General features: G+C 65.1%; 17 protein-coding genes. 16 read left to right on the top strand and 1 reads right to left on the bottom strand.

Annotated features, from left to right (window positions below):
• Window positions 1-87: 87 nt before the first annotated feature.
• The 15 genes from hemE (at window position 88) to ACF8SD_RS17935 (ending at window position 13067) form a co-directional block, all read left to right on the top strand.
• Window positions 88-1152, top strand: a complete 1065-nt coding sequence (gene hemE, locus ACF8SD_RS18005; RefSeq protein ID WP_392484922.1) for a uroporphyrinogen decarboxylase — start codon at window positions 88-90, stop codon at window positions 1150-1152.
• Between the two features lie 197 nt (window positions 1153-1349).
• A complete protein-coding gene (gene gbpA, locus ACF8SD_RS18000; RefSeq protein WP_249414303.1) occupies window positions 1350-2813 on the top strand; it encodes an N-acetylglucosamine-binding protein GbpA in 1464 nt (487 codons plus the stop codon).
• A 51-nt stretch (window positions 2814-2864) separates the two neighbouring features.
• On the top strand, window positions 2865-3377 hold the full coding sequence (locus ACF8SD_RS17995) for a cytochrome b (RefSeq protein ID WP_173891405.1): 513 nt from the start codon (window positions 2865-2867) through the stop codon (window positions 3375-3377).
• A gap of 5 nt (window positions 3378-3382) precedes the next feature.
• Entirely contained in the window at window positions 3383-3886 is a 504-nt protein-coding gene (locus ACF8SD_RS17990) for a type II secretion system protein N (protein WP_173891404.1), read from the top strand.
• Complete coding sequence (gene gspD, locus ACF8SD_RS17985) at window positions 3883-5724, top strand: type II secretion system secretin GspD (RefSeq protein WP_392484921.1); 1842 nt, start codon at window positions 3883-3885, stop codon at window positions 5722-5724. Before ACF8SD_RS17990 ends, gspD begins: the two co-directional genes overlap by 4 nt.
• Window positions 5721-7184: a type II secretion system ATPase GspE gene (gspE, locus tag ACF8SD_RS17980; RefSeq protein ID WP_054912254.1), complete on the top strand. Its 1464-nt coding sequence runs from the start codon at window positions 5721-5723 to the stop codon at window positions 7182-7184. Before gspD ends, gspE begins: the two co-directional genes overlap by 4 nt.
• A 1-nt stretch (window position 7185) precedes the next feature.
• Window positions 7186-8391, top strand: a complete 1206-nt coding sequence (gspF, locus tag ACF8SD_RS17975) for a type II secretion system inner membrane protein GspF (RefSeq protein WP_173891402.1) — start codon at window positions 7186-7188, stop codon at window positions 8389-8391.
• Between the two features lies 1 nt (window position 8392).
• Window positions 8393-8839 carry a type II secretion system major pseudopilin GspG gene (gene gspG / locus ACF8SD_RS17970; protein WP_054912252.1) on the top strand — a complete coding sequence of 149 codons (447 nt, stop codon included), beginning with the start codon at window positions 8393-8395 and terminating at the stop codon, window positions 8837-8839.
• Entirely contained in the window at window positions 8836-9300 is a 465-nt protein-coding gene (gene gspH / locus ACF8SD_RS17965; protein ID WP_173891400.1) for a type II secretion system minor pseudopilin GspH, read from the top strand. Before gspG ends, gspH begins: the two co-directional genes overlap by 4 nt.
• The gene (gene gspI, locus ACF8SD_RS17960) at window positions 9278-9661 is read left to right on the top strand and encodes a type II secretion system minor pseudopilin GspI (protein ID WP_392484920.1); all 384 of its coding nucleotides are present in this window, start codon (window positions 9278-9280) and stop codon (window positions 9659-9661) included. Before gspH ends, gspI begins: the two co-directional genes overlap by 23 nt.
• The gene (gspJ, locus tag ACF8SD_RS17955) at window positions 9648-10226 is read left to right on the top strand and encodes a type II secretion system minor pseudopilin GspJ (RefSeq protein WP_054912250.1); all 579 of its coding nucleotides are present in this window, start codon (window positions 9648-9650) and stop codon (window positions 10224-10226) included. Before gspI ends, gspJ begins: the two co-directional genes overlap by 14 nt.
• Window positions 10223-11080: a general secretion pathway protein GspK gene (locus ACF8SD_RS17950; protein WP_392484919.1), complete on the top strand. Its 858-nt coding sequence runs from the start codon at window positions 10223-10225 to the stop codon at window positions 11078-11080. Before gspJ ends, ACF8SD_RS17950 begins: the two co-directional genes overlap by 4 nt.
• Window positions 11073-12182: a type II secretion system protein GspL gene (gene gspL, locus ACF8SD_RS17945; protein WP_392484918.1), complete on the top strand. Its 1110-nt coding sequence runs from the start codon at window positions 11073-11075 to the stop codon at window positions 12180-12182. Before ACF8SD_RS17950 ends, gspL begins: the two co-directional genes overlap by 8 nt.
• On the top strand, window positions 12179-12658 hold the full coding sequence (locus ACF8SD_RS17940; protein ID WP_392484917.1) for a hypothetical protein: 480 nt from the start codon (window positions 12179-12181) through the stop codon (window positions 12656-12658). Before gspL ends, ACF8SD_RS17940 begins: the two co-directional genes overlap by 4 nt.
• Before the next feature lie 61 nt (window positions 12659-12719).
• The gene (locus tag ACF8SD_RS17935) at window positions 12720-13067 is read left to right on the top strand and encodes a YgiW/YdeI family stress tolerance OB fold protein (RefSeq protein WP_047149598.1); all 348 of its coding nucleotides are present in this window, start codon (window positions 12720-12722) and stop codon (window positions 13065-13067) included.
• Window positions 13068-13103: 36 nt separating this feature from the next.
• On the opposite strand, the gene ACF8SD_RS17930 is transcribed toward ACF8SD_RS17935, so the two are convergent.
• The gene (locus tag ACF8SD_RS17930; protein WP_029885849.1) at window positions 13104-14348 is read right to left on the bottom strand and encodes an MFS transporter; all 1245 of its coding nucleotides are present in this window, start codon (window positions 14346-14348) and stop codon (window positions 13104-13106) included.
• Window positions 14349-14455: 107 nt separating this feature from the next.
• On the opposite strand from ACF8SD_RS17930, the gene ACF8SD_RS17925 reads away from it, so the two are divergent.
• Complete coding sequence (locus tag ACF8SD_RS17925; RefSeq protein WP_392484916.1) at window positions 14456-15385, top strand: LysR substrate-binding domain-containing protein; 930 nt, start codon at window positions 14456-14458, stop codon at window positions 15383-15385.
• Window positions 15386-15399: the final 14 nt, after the last annotated feature.

Genomic DNA, 15399 nt, shown 5'->3' with positions numbered 1-15399 from the left:
CATCCAATAGACAAAACGCATGGCCATGGCCGTGCCTTTTGCGCTGGCGTCTGAGAAAATGCCCCCACTATTTTTCCGGATGCCGACATGACTGCCCTGAAGAACGATCGTTTCCTGCGTGCACTGCTCAAGCAACCCGTAGACGTCACCCCTGTGTGGATGATGCGCCAGGCTGGGCGCTACCTGCCGGAGTACCGCGCCAGCCGTGCCAAGGCAGGCGATTTCATGAGCCTGTGCATGAACCCGCAGTTCGCCTGCGAGGTGACCTTGCAGCCGCTGGACCGCTACCCGCTGGACGCTGCGATCCTGTTCTCCGACATTCTCACCATCCCCGATGCCATGGGCCTGGGCCTGTACTTCGAAACCGGCGAAGGCCCGCGTTTCAGGAAGGTCGTCAGTACCCCGGCCGATATCGAAGCCCTGCCGGTTCCCGACCCGCAAAAAGACCTGGGCTACGTAATGGATGCGGTCAGCACCATCCGCCGCGAACTCAACGGCCGCGTTCCGCTCATCGGTTTTTCCGGTAGCCCCTGGACCCTGGCCACCTACATGGTCGAAGGCGGGTCGTCGAAGGACTTCCGCAAGACCAAGGCCATGGCCTATGACAACCCGCAAGCGCTGCACCTGCTGCTGGACAAGCTGGCCCAGTCGGTCACCAGCTACCTCAACGGGCAGATCCTTGCCGGGGCCCAGGCCGTGCAGATCTTCGACACCTGGGGCGGCAACCTGTCAGCGGCGGCCTACCAGGAGTTCTCCCTCGCCTACATGCGCAAGATCGTCAGCGGCCTGATCCGCGAGCACGAAGGGCGCAATGTGCCGGTCATCCTGTTCACCAAGAACGGTGGCCTGTGGCTTGAAAGCATCGCCGACGCCGGTGCCGATGCCCTGGGCCTGGACTGGACCTGTGACATTGGCGACGCCCGTCGCCGTGTAGGCGACAAGGTGGCCTTGCAGGGCAACATGGACCCGACCGTGCTGTACGCCAAGCCAGAGGCCATCCGCCAGGAAGTGGCGCGCATCCTGGCCAGCTACGGCCACGGCAACGGCCACGTGTTCAACCTGGGCCACGGCATCACCCCGGAAGTCGACCCGGAGCACGCAGGCGTGTTCATCAACGCGGTGCACGAGCTGTCGGCGCAATACCACGTTTGAGTTTCCAGGCTCCCCGAACCAGGGTTTGGGGAGCCTGTGGCTGCCGCTGCCGTGCATTTGCGAAAATGTGCCGAACGTTCAGCCGTATTCCTACATATAGGCACAGATGTTTCTTCTAATGTCCGACCTCCCTTGAGCAGAGGGCACATTCGCCGCGCGTGAATGTGCCCTTTTGCATTCAACCTTCGGAGTTCGTGATGAGTACAAGAAAAACCCTGCGCAGAAGCGTTGTTGCCACCGGTGTGTGGGTGGCTATCGCAGGTGCAGGTTTGCAGGTTCAGGTTGCCCAGGCACACGGCCATCTGGCTGACCCGCCTTCACGTGCAGCGCTGTGCCATGCCAACCATAAGAACCTGAACAGTAACTGTGGCGGCGCTCAGTACGAACCGTGGTCGGTCGGTGAGGCCATTGGGCGTTTCCCGGGGGCCGGCCCAGTTGACGGGAAAATTGCCAGCGGTGGTGTTCGTGGCGATTTCGGTGCCCTCGACGAGCAGTCGGCCAACCGCTGGCATCTGACGCCCATCGTTGACCGGAACATTCAGTTCGACTGGCATTACCAGGCGCCGCACCCGGTAACCACGTGGGAATACTTCATCACCAAAGCGGATTGGAACCCCAATACGGCACTGAGCCGCGCCTCGTTCGACGAAGCGCCGTTCTGTGTAGTCGATGGCAACAACCAGGTGCCCGCCAGCGGCACTGGCACCAACCCCAAGCATAGCTGCACCTTGCCAGCCGACCGCGCGGGCCATCACGTGATCCTGGGTGTCTGGAAAGTGGGGGACACCGACAAGGCTTTCCACAGCGTGGCTGACGTCGATATTCAACTTGACGGCGGGCCAGCGCCCGAATGGCCGCGCCTGGCCGAGATCAGCGCCAGCCGAGACCTTGAAGTCGGCGACGAGGTGACTGCCCGCGCATTCGATGCCAATGGCGAGCGTCCGTCGCACCATGTGAGCGTCACCATCGACAACGCCGAAGAAGGTATCGCTGCCAACTGGGCTTACAAGCTCGCCAGGCAGATCAACGAAACCCAGACGCTGGTCCGTGCCGGGCAAATGGATGCCGACGGCAACATCGAGCCTGTCCAGGGTTCCAACAGCATCTTCGCCAAAGCCGAAAGTGGCCTGACCAACTACATCCTCGACTTCAAGGCCGCTGCCGGTGAGCCCGCCACCCTGCACCTGCATGATGTCAAACCTGAGTACACCATCGCTGATGGCCAGGGTAGCGTGGACTTTACCGTCATGACCAACAAGGCCCTGACCGTATCGGCGCGGCTGTTCGACGCCAGCAACAAGCAGGTCGGCTACGCACGGCAACTGGTCAACGGCAGCGCGCCGTTCGCCTTGAACGTCGCCAGCGTGCCGGGTGAGCACACCCTCAAGGTCGTCGGCGTAGACAAGCGCGAGCGCGAGCTGCTGCAGGATGAGCGCACGGTCCAGCTCAAGGCGACGGGTGACGGGTCGTACGACTTTGTCTTCCCGGAGTCGCTGTCGAGCTACCAGGCCGGCACCAAGGTACTGCAGCCCAAGAATGGCAAGGTCTACGAGTGCCAGCCCTTCCCGAACTCGGGTTACTGCGTGCAGTACTCCGCCAATGCCGCCCAGTTCGAGCCAGGTACCGGCTCTCACTGGAACATGGCCTGGACCGAGAAGTAATGCAGCACACCTGGCCCCTCGACGGGGGGCCAGGCCCTTCGAGTACTGTTTATGCAAGCACGAAAATATGCCTGGCAGCAGATCCTCCTGCACTGGGTCTCTGCCTTGGTCATCATTTGGGTACTGCTCAGCGGCTTCTACGTGGCGCACCTGAATGTCACCCCGACCACGTTTCACTTGGTTGCGTTCGTCAACGTGGCCATGACCACCCTGTTCATCCCGATATTCCTGGTGCGTTGGCTGCTGCGGCGGACCCTGTTCAAACCCGGCAGCCTGGAGGGTGCAGCCAGGGGCGAGCGGATCGCCCATCTTGTCCATGAAGGTTTGTACTGGACCACCGCGATCGTGCTGCTGTCCGGCGTATTGATGATGGACCGGCCCATCGACGTGTTCGGCTGGTTCACCCTCGCGCCGCTGTTGAGCGAACCGTTCTGGCACGGCCTGTGGTTCAAGGTCCACATCTGCGCGTGCCTGCTGCTGGCCCTGGGCGTGTCGGTGCACATTGGCGCCGTGGTGCTGCATGAGCTGGCCGGGCGCCGTGTACTGCGGCGCATGCTGCCCTGATTCGGATGAAGCGCCCATCACATGTGATCTGGCTGGCGCTGGTGCTGGTAACGCTTGCCGGGCTGATAGTGCGGGAACGGCTGTATCCGTTGGCTGCGCCCCCGCTGCTGCCGGCCCCGGCCCCGGCGCTGGCCACGGCAGCCGCCCCGGAGCAACCGTTCTCGACGACCGCCCTGGCCTTGGCATTCGGCTTTCAGCCTGTGCGCCAGCGGCAGTCGAGCCGGGCGGACATCACGCTCAAGGCCTGCTTCGTATCCAGCCAGGGCGGGGCGCGGGCGTTGGTGAAAAGCGCTGAGGGCGAGGCTGTCTACCGGGTGGGTGAGCGGATTGCGGGCCACGGTGTGCTGCGCCGTATCGACGTGCGCTCCATCGTGCTGTGGGTCGACGGCCGCGAGGAAGTCGTGGCGTTGGCTACCCCTGGCCCCAGCGTTTTTCTGCCCATGGGTGCGGCCCCTCGCCCGCGCCCGGTTTCTGATCCTTCATCCCGCCTGTTGCGGGAGGTGCAATGACTTTCAAGCGATATATGCAAGGCGCCTCGTTCGGCGCCTGTTTGACCCTGTGCTGTTCACTGGCGCTGGCTGAAACGCCCACCTGGCAACTGGCGATGAGCGATGCCGATGTGCGCGAGGTGGTGCGTGAGGTGGGGGAAATCCTTGACCAGACCATCATCCTCGACCCCCGCGTGCAGGGGCGCATCACGGTGCTTTCCAACGAAGCCCTGGATCGTGAAGGCATACGCCGGCTGTTCTACTCGGTGCTCAATGCCCAGGGCTTTGCCGCCGTGAACGACGGCGACCGTTTGCTGGTGCTGCCGGCCAGCGAAGCCAAGGCCTGGGCCAACCAACAGGTGGAGGCCATACCGGCCGCGTTCACCACGCGCGTCTTTACCTTGTCGGGCAGCGTCGCGGCCGACCTGGCCGGCCTGTTGCGGCCGTTGGTGTCCAGCAGCGGCTACATTGGCCCTTCCAGCTCGGCCAACGCCCTGGTGGTGACCGACTCTGCAGCCAACCTTGAACGCCTGGAGAGCCTGGTTTTGCAGCTGGACAGCGGCCAGCGGCACGACTATGAGCTGGTGACCCTGCGTAACGCCCAGACCGAGGCCGTGTTCGCCGTGGTCGAAGCGGCCGCCGGGGGACCGGACAGCGGTGTGCAGGTGGTGGCCGACGCCAACGGTAACCGCCTGCTGATCCTCGGCCCGACCAAGTCCAGGCAGCGCCTGGCACAACTGACCCGCTCGCTGGATGTGGCGGCACCCGCCACCGCGCAGAACTGGCGTGTGGTGCGCTTGCAGCACAGTAACGCCGAGCAGCTTGCCGACGTGCTGGGTGAGGTGGGCAAGCGCCTGGATGGCGCGCCGGGCACCCGTGACTTGGGCGCCAACCTCACTGGCGACGCCGTGGTCAAGGCCGATGCCGACCAGAATGCGCTGGTGCTGCTGGGCGAGCCGCAGACACTGGGCAGCGTCGAGCAGATCATCCAGCAATTGGACCAGCCACGGGCGCAGGTACTCATCCATGCGGCAATCGTCGAAGTCAGCGGCAGTATTGATGAAGCCTTGGGTGTGCAGTGGGGCGTGGGCACAGGCGGGCTCAACGGCGGCGTCACGTTCAGCGAAAGTGGCGCCGGGCTGGCCGATCTGCTGGGCAAGGAGGCCAAGCTGCCGGGTGGTGCTGCCCTGGCCATTGGCACGGACCGTTTTGCCGCACTGATATCGGCCCTGGCCAGCAGCAGCCGCAGCAACCTGTTGTCCACGCCAAGCCTGTTGACCCTGGACAACCAGGAGGCGCATATCCTGGTGGGGCAGAACGTCGCCTTCAAGACCGGCTCCTACGTCACCCCAGGCAGTGGTTCGGAGAACCCGTTCACCACGGTCGAACGCAAGGATATCGGTATCAGCCTGAAGGTGCGCCCGCACATCAATGAAGGGCAAAGCCTGCGCCTGGAGGTCGAGCAGGAAAGCTCCGAAATCGCGCCGAGCACGGCCGAGAACGACCTGGTCACCAACAAGCGTACGCTCAAGAGCACCATCCTGGCCTCCGACGGCGAGATCATCGTGATTGGCGGCCTGATCAAGGACAGCATGCGCAAGGTCGAGCGTGGTGTACCGTTGCTCAGCCGCATTCCGTGGCTTGGCGGTCTGTTCCGCTGGCGCAGCGACATTCAGGAGAAAACCAACCTGATGGTCTTCCTGCGGCCAACCATCCTGCGTAGCCAGGCGGAGCGGGTCGAGGTAGGGCGCAGGGCCTACGACGGGGTGCGCGCAGCCGATGATTCGCCCTTGCCGGCTGATGCCCAGCGCCTGTTCGAGCCGCGTCGTTTGCCAAGCGCGCAAGTGCCACAGCCATGAGCCCTGAGCTGCCATTCGGCTTCGCCCGGCGTCACGGGATCTTGCTCGACCGCCAGGCGCCCGAGCCGGTGCTGCTGATGCGAGAAGGCGCCTCCCTGGCCGCCCTGGCCGAAGCCTGCCGCTTGCTGGGCAATACCTGGCCGCTGCGCCAGGTGAGCGAAGCCGACTTCGCCGAGCGCCTGGCCAGTTGCTACGGCCTGGGTGAGGATGCCGCGCAATCGATCGTTCAGAGCCTGGACCAGGAAATCGACCTGCCACGGCTGGCCGAGGCCTTGCCGCAAACCAGCGACCTGCTCGAGCAGCAAGACGATGCGCCGATCATCCGCCTGCTCAATGCCCTGTTCAGCGAAGCGGTGCGCTCGCGGGCCTCGGATATCCACCTGGAAACCTTCGAGCATCAGCTGCGCGTGCGCATGCGCATCGACGGCGTCATGCGCGAAGTGCTGTCACCCCCGCGGGAACTGTCTGCCCTGCTGGTTTCGCGCATCAAGGTCATGGCGCGCCTGGACATCGCCGAGAAGCGCGTGCCCCAGGACGGTCGCATCAGCCTGCGCCTGGCTGGCCATGAAGTCGACGTGCGCGTATCGACTTTGCCTGCCACCCATGGCGAGCGGGTGGTGCTGCGGTTGCTGGACAAGCAAGCCGTGCGCCTGGACATCGACCACATGCAGATGCCGGCGGCTGTGCGTGCTGGCTTCATGAGCATGCTGGAAAAGCCACACGGCATTTTCCTGGTCACCGGCCCAACCGGCTCGGGCAAGACCACCACCTTGTACACCGCGCTTGCGTACCTGAACCAGGAGTCGCGCAATATCCTCACCGTGGAGGACCCGATCGAGTACCACCTGGCGGGCATCGGGCAAACCCAGGTCAACCCCAAGGTCGACATGACCTTCGCCCGTGGCCTTCGCGCCATTCTGCGTCAGGACCCGGACGTGGTCATGGTGGGCGAAATCCGCGACAAGGAAACCGCCAACATCGCGGTGCAGGCGTCGCTGACGGGCCACCTGGTACTTTCCACCCTGCACACCAACAGCGCGCTGGGGGCAATCACGCGGCTTGCCGACATGGGCATCGATACCTGCCTGCTGGCTTCGTCGCTGGCCGGGGTGATGGCCCAGCGCCTGGTACGCCGGCTCTGCCCGCACTGCAAGGTGGCCTGCGAGGTGGACCAGGCCATGGCCAGCGCCTTGGGCAACCCTGCCGGGCTGCCCGCGCAGCTTTACCAGGCGCAGGGCTGCAGTGAATGCCAGGCGGGCTACAGTGGGCGCCTGGCCTTGCACGAGATGGTGGTGGTCAAGCCCGCACTGGCTCAGGCGATCCACACCCAGGCATCCCAGGCCGCCATGCATGAACTGATTCGCCAGGACACGCCGAGCCTGTTCCAGCACGGTGTTCAGCGTGTCTGCCAAGGGCAGACCAGCGTGGCAGAACTGCTGCGCGTGACCGGGCAGGACTGACATGCCGCTGTTTCGCTATCAGGCCCAGGACGCCAAGGGCGCGCGCCAGCGCGGTACGCTGGAAGCCCCAGGGGCGCGTCAGGCTCGGCAAACCTTGCGCGAGCAAGGCTGGCAGGTGCTGAAACTGCGCCCCGTGCCGCGGTCACTGCTGGCGGGCGTGCTGAACCGCAGCGGTTTGAGCCTGGCCCGGCGTTCGCTGCTGACCCGCCAGCTGGCGACCCTGCTGCAGGCCGGGCTGCCGTTGACCGAAGCCTTGCAGGCGGTTGCCGAGCAAGGCACCCGGCGCCAGGAGCGGCAGGTGTTGCGCGGCGTGGCAGAGCGGGTTGCCGAAGGCCATGCCCTTGCCCAGGCGCTGGCCCAGTACCCGCGGGCGTTCCCGGTCATCTACCGGGCCACCGTGGCCGCTGCGGAGCGCTCTGGGCGCTTGGCGGACGTGCTCGAACGTTTGGCCGCGCATGGCGAGGACGAGCAAGCCTTGCGGCAGAAAGTGCAGCTGGCCATGGTCTACCCGGTGATTCTGCTGGCCGTCTCGTTGCTGGTGGTGGGGTTTCTGCTGGGCTATGTCGTGCCTGATGTGGTGCAGGCATTCTCCCGCGACCAGGCGCGCCTGCCGTTGGCCACGCAAGTGCTGATTGCCCTGAGCGATGCCGCCAACCAGTACGGCCTGGCAGCGCTCACGCTGCTGCTGGCCGGCATTGCTCTGGGCGCGTGGGCCCTGCAACAACCGCCATGGCGTAGCCGGTGGCATGCCTTGGCACTGCGCCTGCCAGGTTATGGCGAATTCGCGCGGGCCAGCGAGGCGGCGCGGTTCATCAGCACCCTGGCGATCCTGGGGCGCAGCGGCGTGGCCTTGGTAGAAGCGATGAACATCGCTGCGGCGGTGATCGGCAACCTCACCCTGCGCGAGCGTCTGCTGCAGGCCGCCCGCGAGCTGGCCGAGGGCAGCGCCTTGGCCAGTTGCCTGACACGCAGCGACACCCTGCCACCGCTGATGCTGCACATGATCGCCAGCGGCGAACGCGCCGGTGAACTGGACACCATGCTTGAACGTGCTGCAGACCTCCAGGCCAGGCAACTGGCAGGGCGTATCGCGCTGCTGGTGAGCCTCTGCGAACCCCTGATGCTGCTGGTGATGGGGGGCATCGTGCTGTTCATCGTGCTGGCCATCCTGCTGCCGATCCTCAACCTCAACCAACTGGTCAACTGACATGTCCCTTCGTTCTACACGCCACGCGCAACGTGGCTTCACACTCATCGAAATCATGGTGGTGGTCATCATCCTGGGCGTGCTTGGCGCACTGGTGCTGCCCAACGTGATGAGCCGTCCCGACCATGCCAAGCTGACCGCGGCCCGCACCGACCTGCAGTCGATCGCCACCGCGCTGGAAATCTATCGGTTGGACAACGGCCGTTATCCAACGTCCGCGCAAGGCCTGGACGCCTTGGTAACACGCCCCAGCGTGGCGCCATTGCCGCGCAACTGGAGTGCCCAGGGCTATCTGAAGCGTACGCCTACCGACCCTTGGGGCTCGCCTTACCAGTACGTGAACCCGGGCAGCCGATCGAACCAGGGGTATGACCTTTACTCGCTGGGTGCCGACGGGCAGCCGGGCGGCGAACAGATGGATGCCGATATCGGTAACTGGTCTGAATGAAACGGCCACGCGCGCAAGGCTTCACACTGCTGGAACTGCTGCTGGTCCTGCTGCTGCTGAGCATCGTCATGGGCATGGCGGGGCTCGGTATCGGGCGCGACCCGCAGCGCCTGGCCAGCCAGGAGGCCAACCTGTTCCTGCAACTGGTGCAACACGCACGGCAACAGGCTGTGCTGGAGGGCGTGGCGCTGGGTATTCGAATCGACCCCCAAGGCTATCAACTGCTGAAGGCCCGCGGTGACAGCTGGGAGCCCGCGGGCCAGCAGCGCAATATTGGCCTGGACCTGCGCCTGCAGATCGATGGGCTGCCAGTGCCACCCGCCGTGCCTGGCAAGGCGCCGCAACTGGTGATGTACGGCAATGACGAGCACACGCCGTTTTCCCTGTATTTCGAGGCCGACACTGTGCGCCTGGTCTCCCTGTCGAGCGATGGCCTCAATGCCCCGCAGTTCCAGCCCTGAACGCGGCTTCACCCTGCTGGAGGTGTTGGTGGCGCTGGCGATCTTCGCGGTGCTGGCCGTGGCGGTGAGCACGGCCAGCCAGCGCATACTGGTGCAGTCGCAGGGGTTGCAGGACCGCCTTTTTGCCAGCTGGGTCGCCGACAACCACCTGATGGAGATGCGCTTGCAACCGGCCCTGGCGCCCGGCCAGCGCAGCGTGGAGGTGATGTTTGGCCAGCGTCGCTGGACGCTGCAGGAAAGCCGGCAACGGCTGGGCGCGGCTGGCCTGCTGGAGGTTCAGGTGCGCGTGGGCCTTGCGGCCGATCGCCAGGTGTTGCACCAGGCCACCGGGTGGCAGGGGGGCAGCGATGCGTCACGCTAGGCCCCGCCAGCGCGGTTTCACCTTGATCGAACTGCTGCTGGCCATGGCCCTCTTTGCCTTGTTGGCGGTGGGCAGTGCGCGTGTGCTGGATGTGGTCATGCGGGCCGAGCGTGCGCGCCAGGCCCAGGCCGAGCAGTTGCATGCGCTGGGCAGGGCCATGAGCCTGATCCAGCGCGATGCCTTGCAAGGGTATCTGCCGGCGAGCCTGGGCAAGGGCGGTTACGGCATCCTGCTGAACGGCGATCGGGCCCATTGGCTGACCCGCGAACCCGACCACCAGGCGCTCAAGCGCAGCGAACTGAGGGTGGTCGAATACTGGCTCGCCGACGGCGTGCTGTGGCGCCAGCGGCGCACCCAGGGGCAGGGCCAGCCGCGCCCGCAGCGTTTGCTCGAAGGTGTGGGCGAACTGCAGTGGCGCCTGCATGTACCCGGTAGCGGCTGGCAGGCGCACTGGCCAATGGCCCAGCGCCGCGCCCTGCCACCGCAGGCGCTGGAGGTGACCCTGTCCACCCGGCGCTTGGCGCAGATTCGGCGGGTACTGCCGCTTGGCGGGGCCAGCCAGTGAAGCGTCAACGGCAGAAGGGGCTGGCGCTGATTACCGTGCTGCTGGTGATGGCGCTGCTGACGTTATTGGTAGCCGGCATGTTGCACAGTCATCGCCTGCTGCTTGGCGGTGTTGCCCAGCAGCTCGATGCCACGCGCCTGTTGCGCCTGGCGCAAGCCGGCGAACAACAGGCGCTTGCGAGCCTGCGGGGTGAGGTAGGGGAGATCCTGCAGGTGACCCACGGGCGGCAGGGCTGGGGCCAACCCCGTATGTTGACCTTGGGCGAAGGCCGGGTGCAACTACAACTGGAGGACCTCGCAGGGCGCTTCAACCTCGGCGCCCTGACCGCAGGTAAAACCCCCGACCCCTTGCTGCTCGAGCGTTGGCAGCGCCTGTGCCATGCACTGCAGGTGGCGCCGCCGGCCTTGGAGGCGCTGGCGGGCCAGCCGCTGCTGGACCCTACCCAGTTGCGGGCCCTGCCGGGCGTCACTGCCGAGGTGATGGCGCGTTTGCAGCCTTGGGTAGTGGTGTTGCCCAAGGAGGCGCGGCTCAACATCAACACGGCCCCGGCACGTCTGTTGGCAGCACTGGCCGAGTTGTCGCCCGCGGTGGCCGCCGACCTGGTACGGCAACGCCCCGAGGCGGGCTACCCGACAGTGGAGCGTTTTCTGGCCTCTGCGCAATTGGAGGGCGTGGGCGTGAACAGGCGCGGGCTTGCGGTGACCAGCCGCTGGTTTCGCCTTGAGGTGCAGGCACAGCAGGCAGGGAGGCGCATGTACCTGTACAGCGACCTGGAGATCGATTTGAACACGCACCAGGTTCGTGTGGTGCGGCGTGTATTTACTGCATTGCGGGAGCGAAGAGCAGATGAGTGAAACCTGGCTGTACCTATTGCCCGCGGGCGTTGCGGCGGCCGATGCGCAGTGGCCGGTGTGGCTGCGAGCTGCCGATGGCAGCGTGCGCAAGACGCGTCTGGACGCGCTCGGGGCGACCCTGGCCGGCCCTGTGATCCTTGTCTTGCCGATGGAAATGCTCGGCAGTTGCGAAATCGGCCCCGTGCCAGGCAAGCGGCCGAAGCCTGAAGCATTGGCCTACGCCGCCGAAGAGCAGTTGGCAGCGGCGCTGGAATCGGTGCACCTGGTTTTTGCCGCAGCAGATATGCAAGGGCACCGCCGTGCGCTGGTGATAGAGCGTCAGGTGCTGCGCAATGTTTTGACCCTGTTGCAAACGCTGGGTATCGACCCGGTCGCGATCCATGTCGATGCCGACCTGCTGGGTGGCGAGCAGCCCAGTGCACTGTGGCTTGATGGGCGCTGGCTGGTGGGCGGCGGAGGTGGGCCGTGGCTGGTCGCCACGCCCCAGGCAGCCGAAATCGTGGCGCGGCAATTGCCGCCGATGGCCTGGCAGGCCGCCGCTGCCGATGGCGGGCAAGCGCTGGCCAACCACAGGGTCGACAATGCCTTCCAGACCTTGCTGCAAGGGCGAGCCAAGGCGCTGGACCTGCGCCAGGGGCCATTCCGCCGACAGCGCCTGGCGTTACCCTGGTCGGCGTTGGCGGGCGCAGGGCTGCTGGCGTTCGCCATGCTGTGCGGGGCCGATCATCTGCGTGTCGAGGGGCTGTTGCAGCGCGTGGCTCAACAGCATGCCGAGAACGTTCAGGCATTCCAGCGGTGGGCGCCTGGGGAACCTGTCACCGGTGACCTGGCGATGCGCGTCAGGGCGTTGCAGGCCGGGCCGCGTGCGACCACCCGCATGGAAGGCCTGGCGGCATTCGCGCAGCAACTGGTGGAAACCGGGAACATCACCCTGGAACGGGCCGCGTTCAGCCCGGCGCAAGGGTGGCGTATGGATGTGCTGGCCCTAGGGTTCGATGACCTCGAGCGCTTGCGCCTGCTGGCTCCTGCCGTGCTGATGGACCAGGCCCGGCAGACCGCCCAAGGGGTGCGGGCAACCCTGACCTGGAGCGGGACTCGATGAAGCACAGGTTTGAGCAGGCCCTTGTGCGCCAATGGCAAACGCTACCTGCCACTCGCCGGGCACTGATCAGGGTCACGCTATGGGGTGTTGCCATGCTGGTGCTCTGGCAACTGGCCTGGGTGCCTGGCAAGCAGCGCTCGCTGCAGGCCGAGCTTGCCCATGGGCAGGCGCTGGAGCTGGCCGGGCAGTTGCAGCAGGTGGCGTCAGCGCCGGTCGGGGGGCGCGAAGCGGTGCGGGCACTGACGCCCGCCGCGCTCAATGAGCGTGCCTTGGCCGCCGGGTTGCGCGTTCTCGGGCTGCAGGCTCGGGCCACGCAGCTCGACGTCAGCCTCGAAGGCCAGCCCACGGCAGTGCTGAGCTGGCTGCACACGCTGGAACGTGAAGGCGCACAGCTGCGCAGTGTGCAGCTACAGGTGACTGGCGAGCAGTTGCAGGTGCAGCTGGCGCTGGAACTGGACGAAGCCTGGGGCGATTAAGATTGGATTCAGCCAGCTTCGGTAGGCTATTCCCATCCAAACCGAAACAGGACCTGCCTCCATGAAAACCCGTTACCTTGCCCTGATCCTCGCCCCGCTGTTCAGCACTGCTGCCCTGGCTGCCGGCTATACCGGCCCGGGTGCGCAAGCAGTAACCACCGTGGCCGCTGCGAACGATGCCGCCGATGACACGCCGGTGGTGCTGCAGGGCTTCGTCACCAAGAAGATCAACAACGACGACAAATACGAATTCAAGGACAACACCGGCACCATCACCGTGGAAATCGATGATGAAGACCTGCCACCGACGCCGTTCAACGACAAGACCAAGGTCAAGCTGACCGGTGAGGTGGAGAAACACCTGATGAGCCGTGAAGTGGATGTGGATATCGTCGAAATCATCAACTGATTCCCGGGCCAGTTCGCGGGCGTGCCCGCGAATGCCTCACCCCGACTTCGGTGGCAACTTGCTCAGGTGCAGCGCCACCAGCAACGCCACTGCCAGCAAGCTGCCTATGAACAGGCCGATGCCATTCCAGCCCCATTGGTGCCAAAACACGCCGCCCGCCGTACCGGCCACGCTCGAGCCGGCATAATAGCTGAACAGGTACAGCGACGACGCCTGCCCTTTGGCCTTCAGCGCCCGCCGGCCGATCCAGCTACTGGCCACCGAGTGCGCGCCAAAGAAGCCGAAGGTGAACACCAGCATGCCCACGATCACCATGGCCAGTGGGCTGGCCAGGGTCATCAGCAAACCACACGCCATGACCACGATGCTGGCCCAGAACACCTTGCGTCGGCCCAGCTTGTCCGCCAAGGCGCCGACCTGCGCCGAGCTGTAGATGCCGGACAGGTACACCACCGACAGCAAGCCGACCAGCGCCTGGTTCATGTGGTAGGGCTCGGCCAGCAGGCGGTAGCCGATGTAGTTGAACAGGGTGACGAAGGCACCCATCAGCAGGAAGGCCTCCAGGAACAGCCAGGGCAGGCCGGCATCCTTGAAATGCATGACGAACCCGTCCAGCAGGCTGCGCGGGCTCATCGTTTGCGGGCGGAAATTGCGTGACTCCGGCAGCACCTTCCAGAACACCAAGGCGGCGCCCAGGGCCAGGCCACCGATGGTCAGCATGGCTGTGTGCCAGCTAACGAAGTCGATCAACACGCCAGTGATCAGCCGCCCGCTCATGCCGCCAATGGCGTTGCCGCCGATGTACAAGCCCATGGCCAGGCCAATGTGCTGGGGGTGGATCTCTTCGCTCAGGTAGGTCATGGCCACTGCTGCCAGGCCGCTCAGCGACAGGCCGACCAGCGCGCGGGTGGCCAGCACCAGTTCCCAGCTCGGCATCACCGCGCTGGCCAGGGTGGAGAGCGCGGCGCACACCAGGGCGAACACCATCACCGGCTTACGGCCGATGCGGTCCGAGATCGGGCCGGTGACAAGCAGGCCGAACGCCAGCATCGCGGTCGACACCGACAGCACCAGGCTGCTCTGTGCGGCGTTGATGGCGAATTCTTTAGACAGCAACGGCATCATCGGCTGTACGCAATACAGCAGGGCGAAAGTGGCGAAGCCGCCGCTGAACAGGGCCAGCACGGTCTTCATGAAGGCGGGGGTGCCTTTTTCGATCCACATGTCGGTCAAGGTGGCAGGTTCGAGTTCGATGGGCTGCGCGGCTACAGCAGTTTTCACGGCGGGTACCTCTGGTGCAATGAAAAAAGCATATAGCTGGCTAATGATTAGATTCAATATATTGTTCGACCTATTTAAGACGTTGTGCGACTTGTTTGGAGCGAACCATGGAACTGCGCCATCTGCGTTATTTCATTGCCGTGGCAGAAGAGCTGCACTTCGGCCGAGCCGCCCAGCAACTGGGCATTTCACAACCGCCGCTGAGCCAGCAGATCCAGGCGCTGGAACAGGAGCTGGGGGCGCGCTTGTTCGAGCGTACCAACCGCCGGGTCGAACTGAGCGAGGCAGGCCGGCTGTTCCTGGATGAAGCGCGTCAGGTGCTGGCGCAGGTGGAGAAGGCCGCGGATGTGGCGCGGCGTGCACAACTGGGTGAATTGGGCGAGATGAAGATCGGCTTTACCTCCTCGGCCCCGTTCACATCGAAGATCCCCAAGGCCATTCATGCCTTTCGCCAGCGCTTCCCCGCAGTGCACCTGAACCTCAAGGAAATGAGCAGCCGCGATGTTGCCGAAGGGGTGTTCGATGAGTCCATCGAAGTCGGCCTGATGCGGCCGATGCCGCTGCCGGAAGGGTTGCTGGCCACGGAGCTGTTCCGCGAGCCACTGGTGGCGGTGATCAATGCCTCACACCCGCTGGCCGAAGCCAGCGGGCAAGGCGTGCATATGGCGGCGCTGGCCCATGAGCCGTTTGTGTTCTTCCCGCGCAGTTATGGCAGCGGCTTGCATGCGCAGTTGCTGAGCCTGGCGCGGCAGGCCGGGTTCAGCCCGCATTTTGCCCAGGAGGCAGGGGAGGCGATGACCATCATCGGCCTGGTGTCGGCGGGGTTGGGGGTGTCGGTGCTGCCGGCCTCGTTCCAGCGCATGCGTATCGAAGGGGTGGTGTACCGCACCTTGCTCGACGAGGGGGCGATGACCGCGGTGTGGCTGGTGCAGCGCGAACGCGGCGGGTCGGCCATGGCCAAGGCGTTTGCGCAGCTGCTTCAGGCGAATGGCACTGGCCATGGCGGCGACACCGCCACATACTCGGGCATTCGTTGAAACACGGAGGTCAA

Origin of the sequence: Pseudomonas sp. CJQ_9 (assembly GCF_043106615.1) — a bacterium.
In the GTDB taxonomy this organism is placed as follows: Bacteria; Pseudomonadota; Gammaproteobacteria; order Pseudomonadales; family Pseudomonadaceae; genus Aquipseudomonas; species Aquipseudomonas juntendi.
This window is presented reverse-complemented; position numbering and strand designations above follow the sequence as displayed.

Coding starts and splice junctions, on each gene's coding strand:
- hemE (WP_392484922.1), top strand. CDS start 88: ATGACTGCCCTGAAGAACGATCGTTTCCTGCGTGCACTGCTCAAGCAA.
- gbpA (WP_249414303.1), top strand. CDS start 1,350: ATGAGTACAAGAAAAACCCTGCGCAGAAGCGTTGTTGCCACCGGTGTG.
- ACF8SD_RS17995 (WP_173891405.1), top strand. CDS start 2,865: ATGCAAGCACGAAAATATGCCTGGCAGCAGATCCTCCTGCACTGGGTC.
- ACF8SD_RS17990 (WP_173891404.1), top strand. CDS start 3,383: ATGAAGCGCCCATCACATGTGATCTGGCTGGCGCTGGTGCTGGTAACG.
- gspD (WP_392484921.1), top strand. CDS start 3,883: ATGACTTTCAAGCGATATATGCAAGGCGCCTCGTTCGGCGCCTGTTTG.
- gspE (WP_054912254.1), top strand. CDS start 5,721: ATGAGCCCTGAGCTGCCATTCGGCTTCGCCCGGCGTCACGGGATCTTG.
- gspF (WP_173891402.1), top strand. CDS start 7,186: ATGCCGCTGTTTCGCTATCAGGCCCAGGACGCCAAGGGCGCGCGCCAG.
- gspG (WP_054912252.1), top strand. CDS start 8,393: ATGTCCCTTCGTTCTACACGCCACGCGCAACGTGGCTTCACACTCATC.
- gspH (WP_173891400.1), top strand. CDS start 8,836: ATGAAACGGCCACGCGCGCAAGGCTTCACACTGCTGGAACTGCTGCTG.
- gspI (WP_392484920.1), top strand. CDS start 9,278: ATGCCCCGCAGTTCCAGCCCTGAACGCGGCTTCACCCTGCTGGAGGTG.
- gspJ (WP_054912250.1), top strand. CDS start 9,648: ATGCGTCACGCTAGGCCCCGCCAGCGCGGTTTCACCTTGATCGAACTG.
- gspL (WP_392484918.1), top strand. CDS start 11,073: ATGAGTGAAACCTGGCTGTACCTATTGCCCGCGGGCGTTGCGGCGGCC.
- ACF8SD_RS17940 (WP_392484917.1), top strand. CDS start 12,179: ATGAAGCACAGGTTTGAGCAGGCCCTTGTGCGCCAATGGCAAACGCTA.
- ACF8SD_RS17935 (WP_047149598.1), top strand. CDS start 12,720: ATGAAAACCCGTTACCTTGCCCTGATCCTCGCCCCGCTGTTCAGCACT.
- ACF8SD_RS17925 (WP_392484916.1), top strand. CDS start 14,456: ATGGAACTGCGCCATCTGCGTTATTTCATTGCCGTGGCAGAAGAGCTG.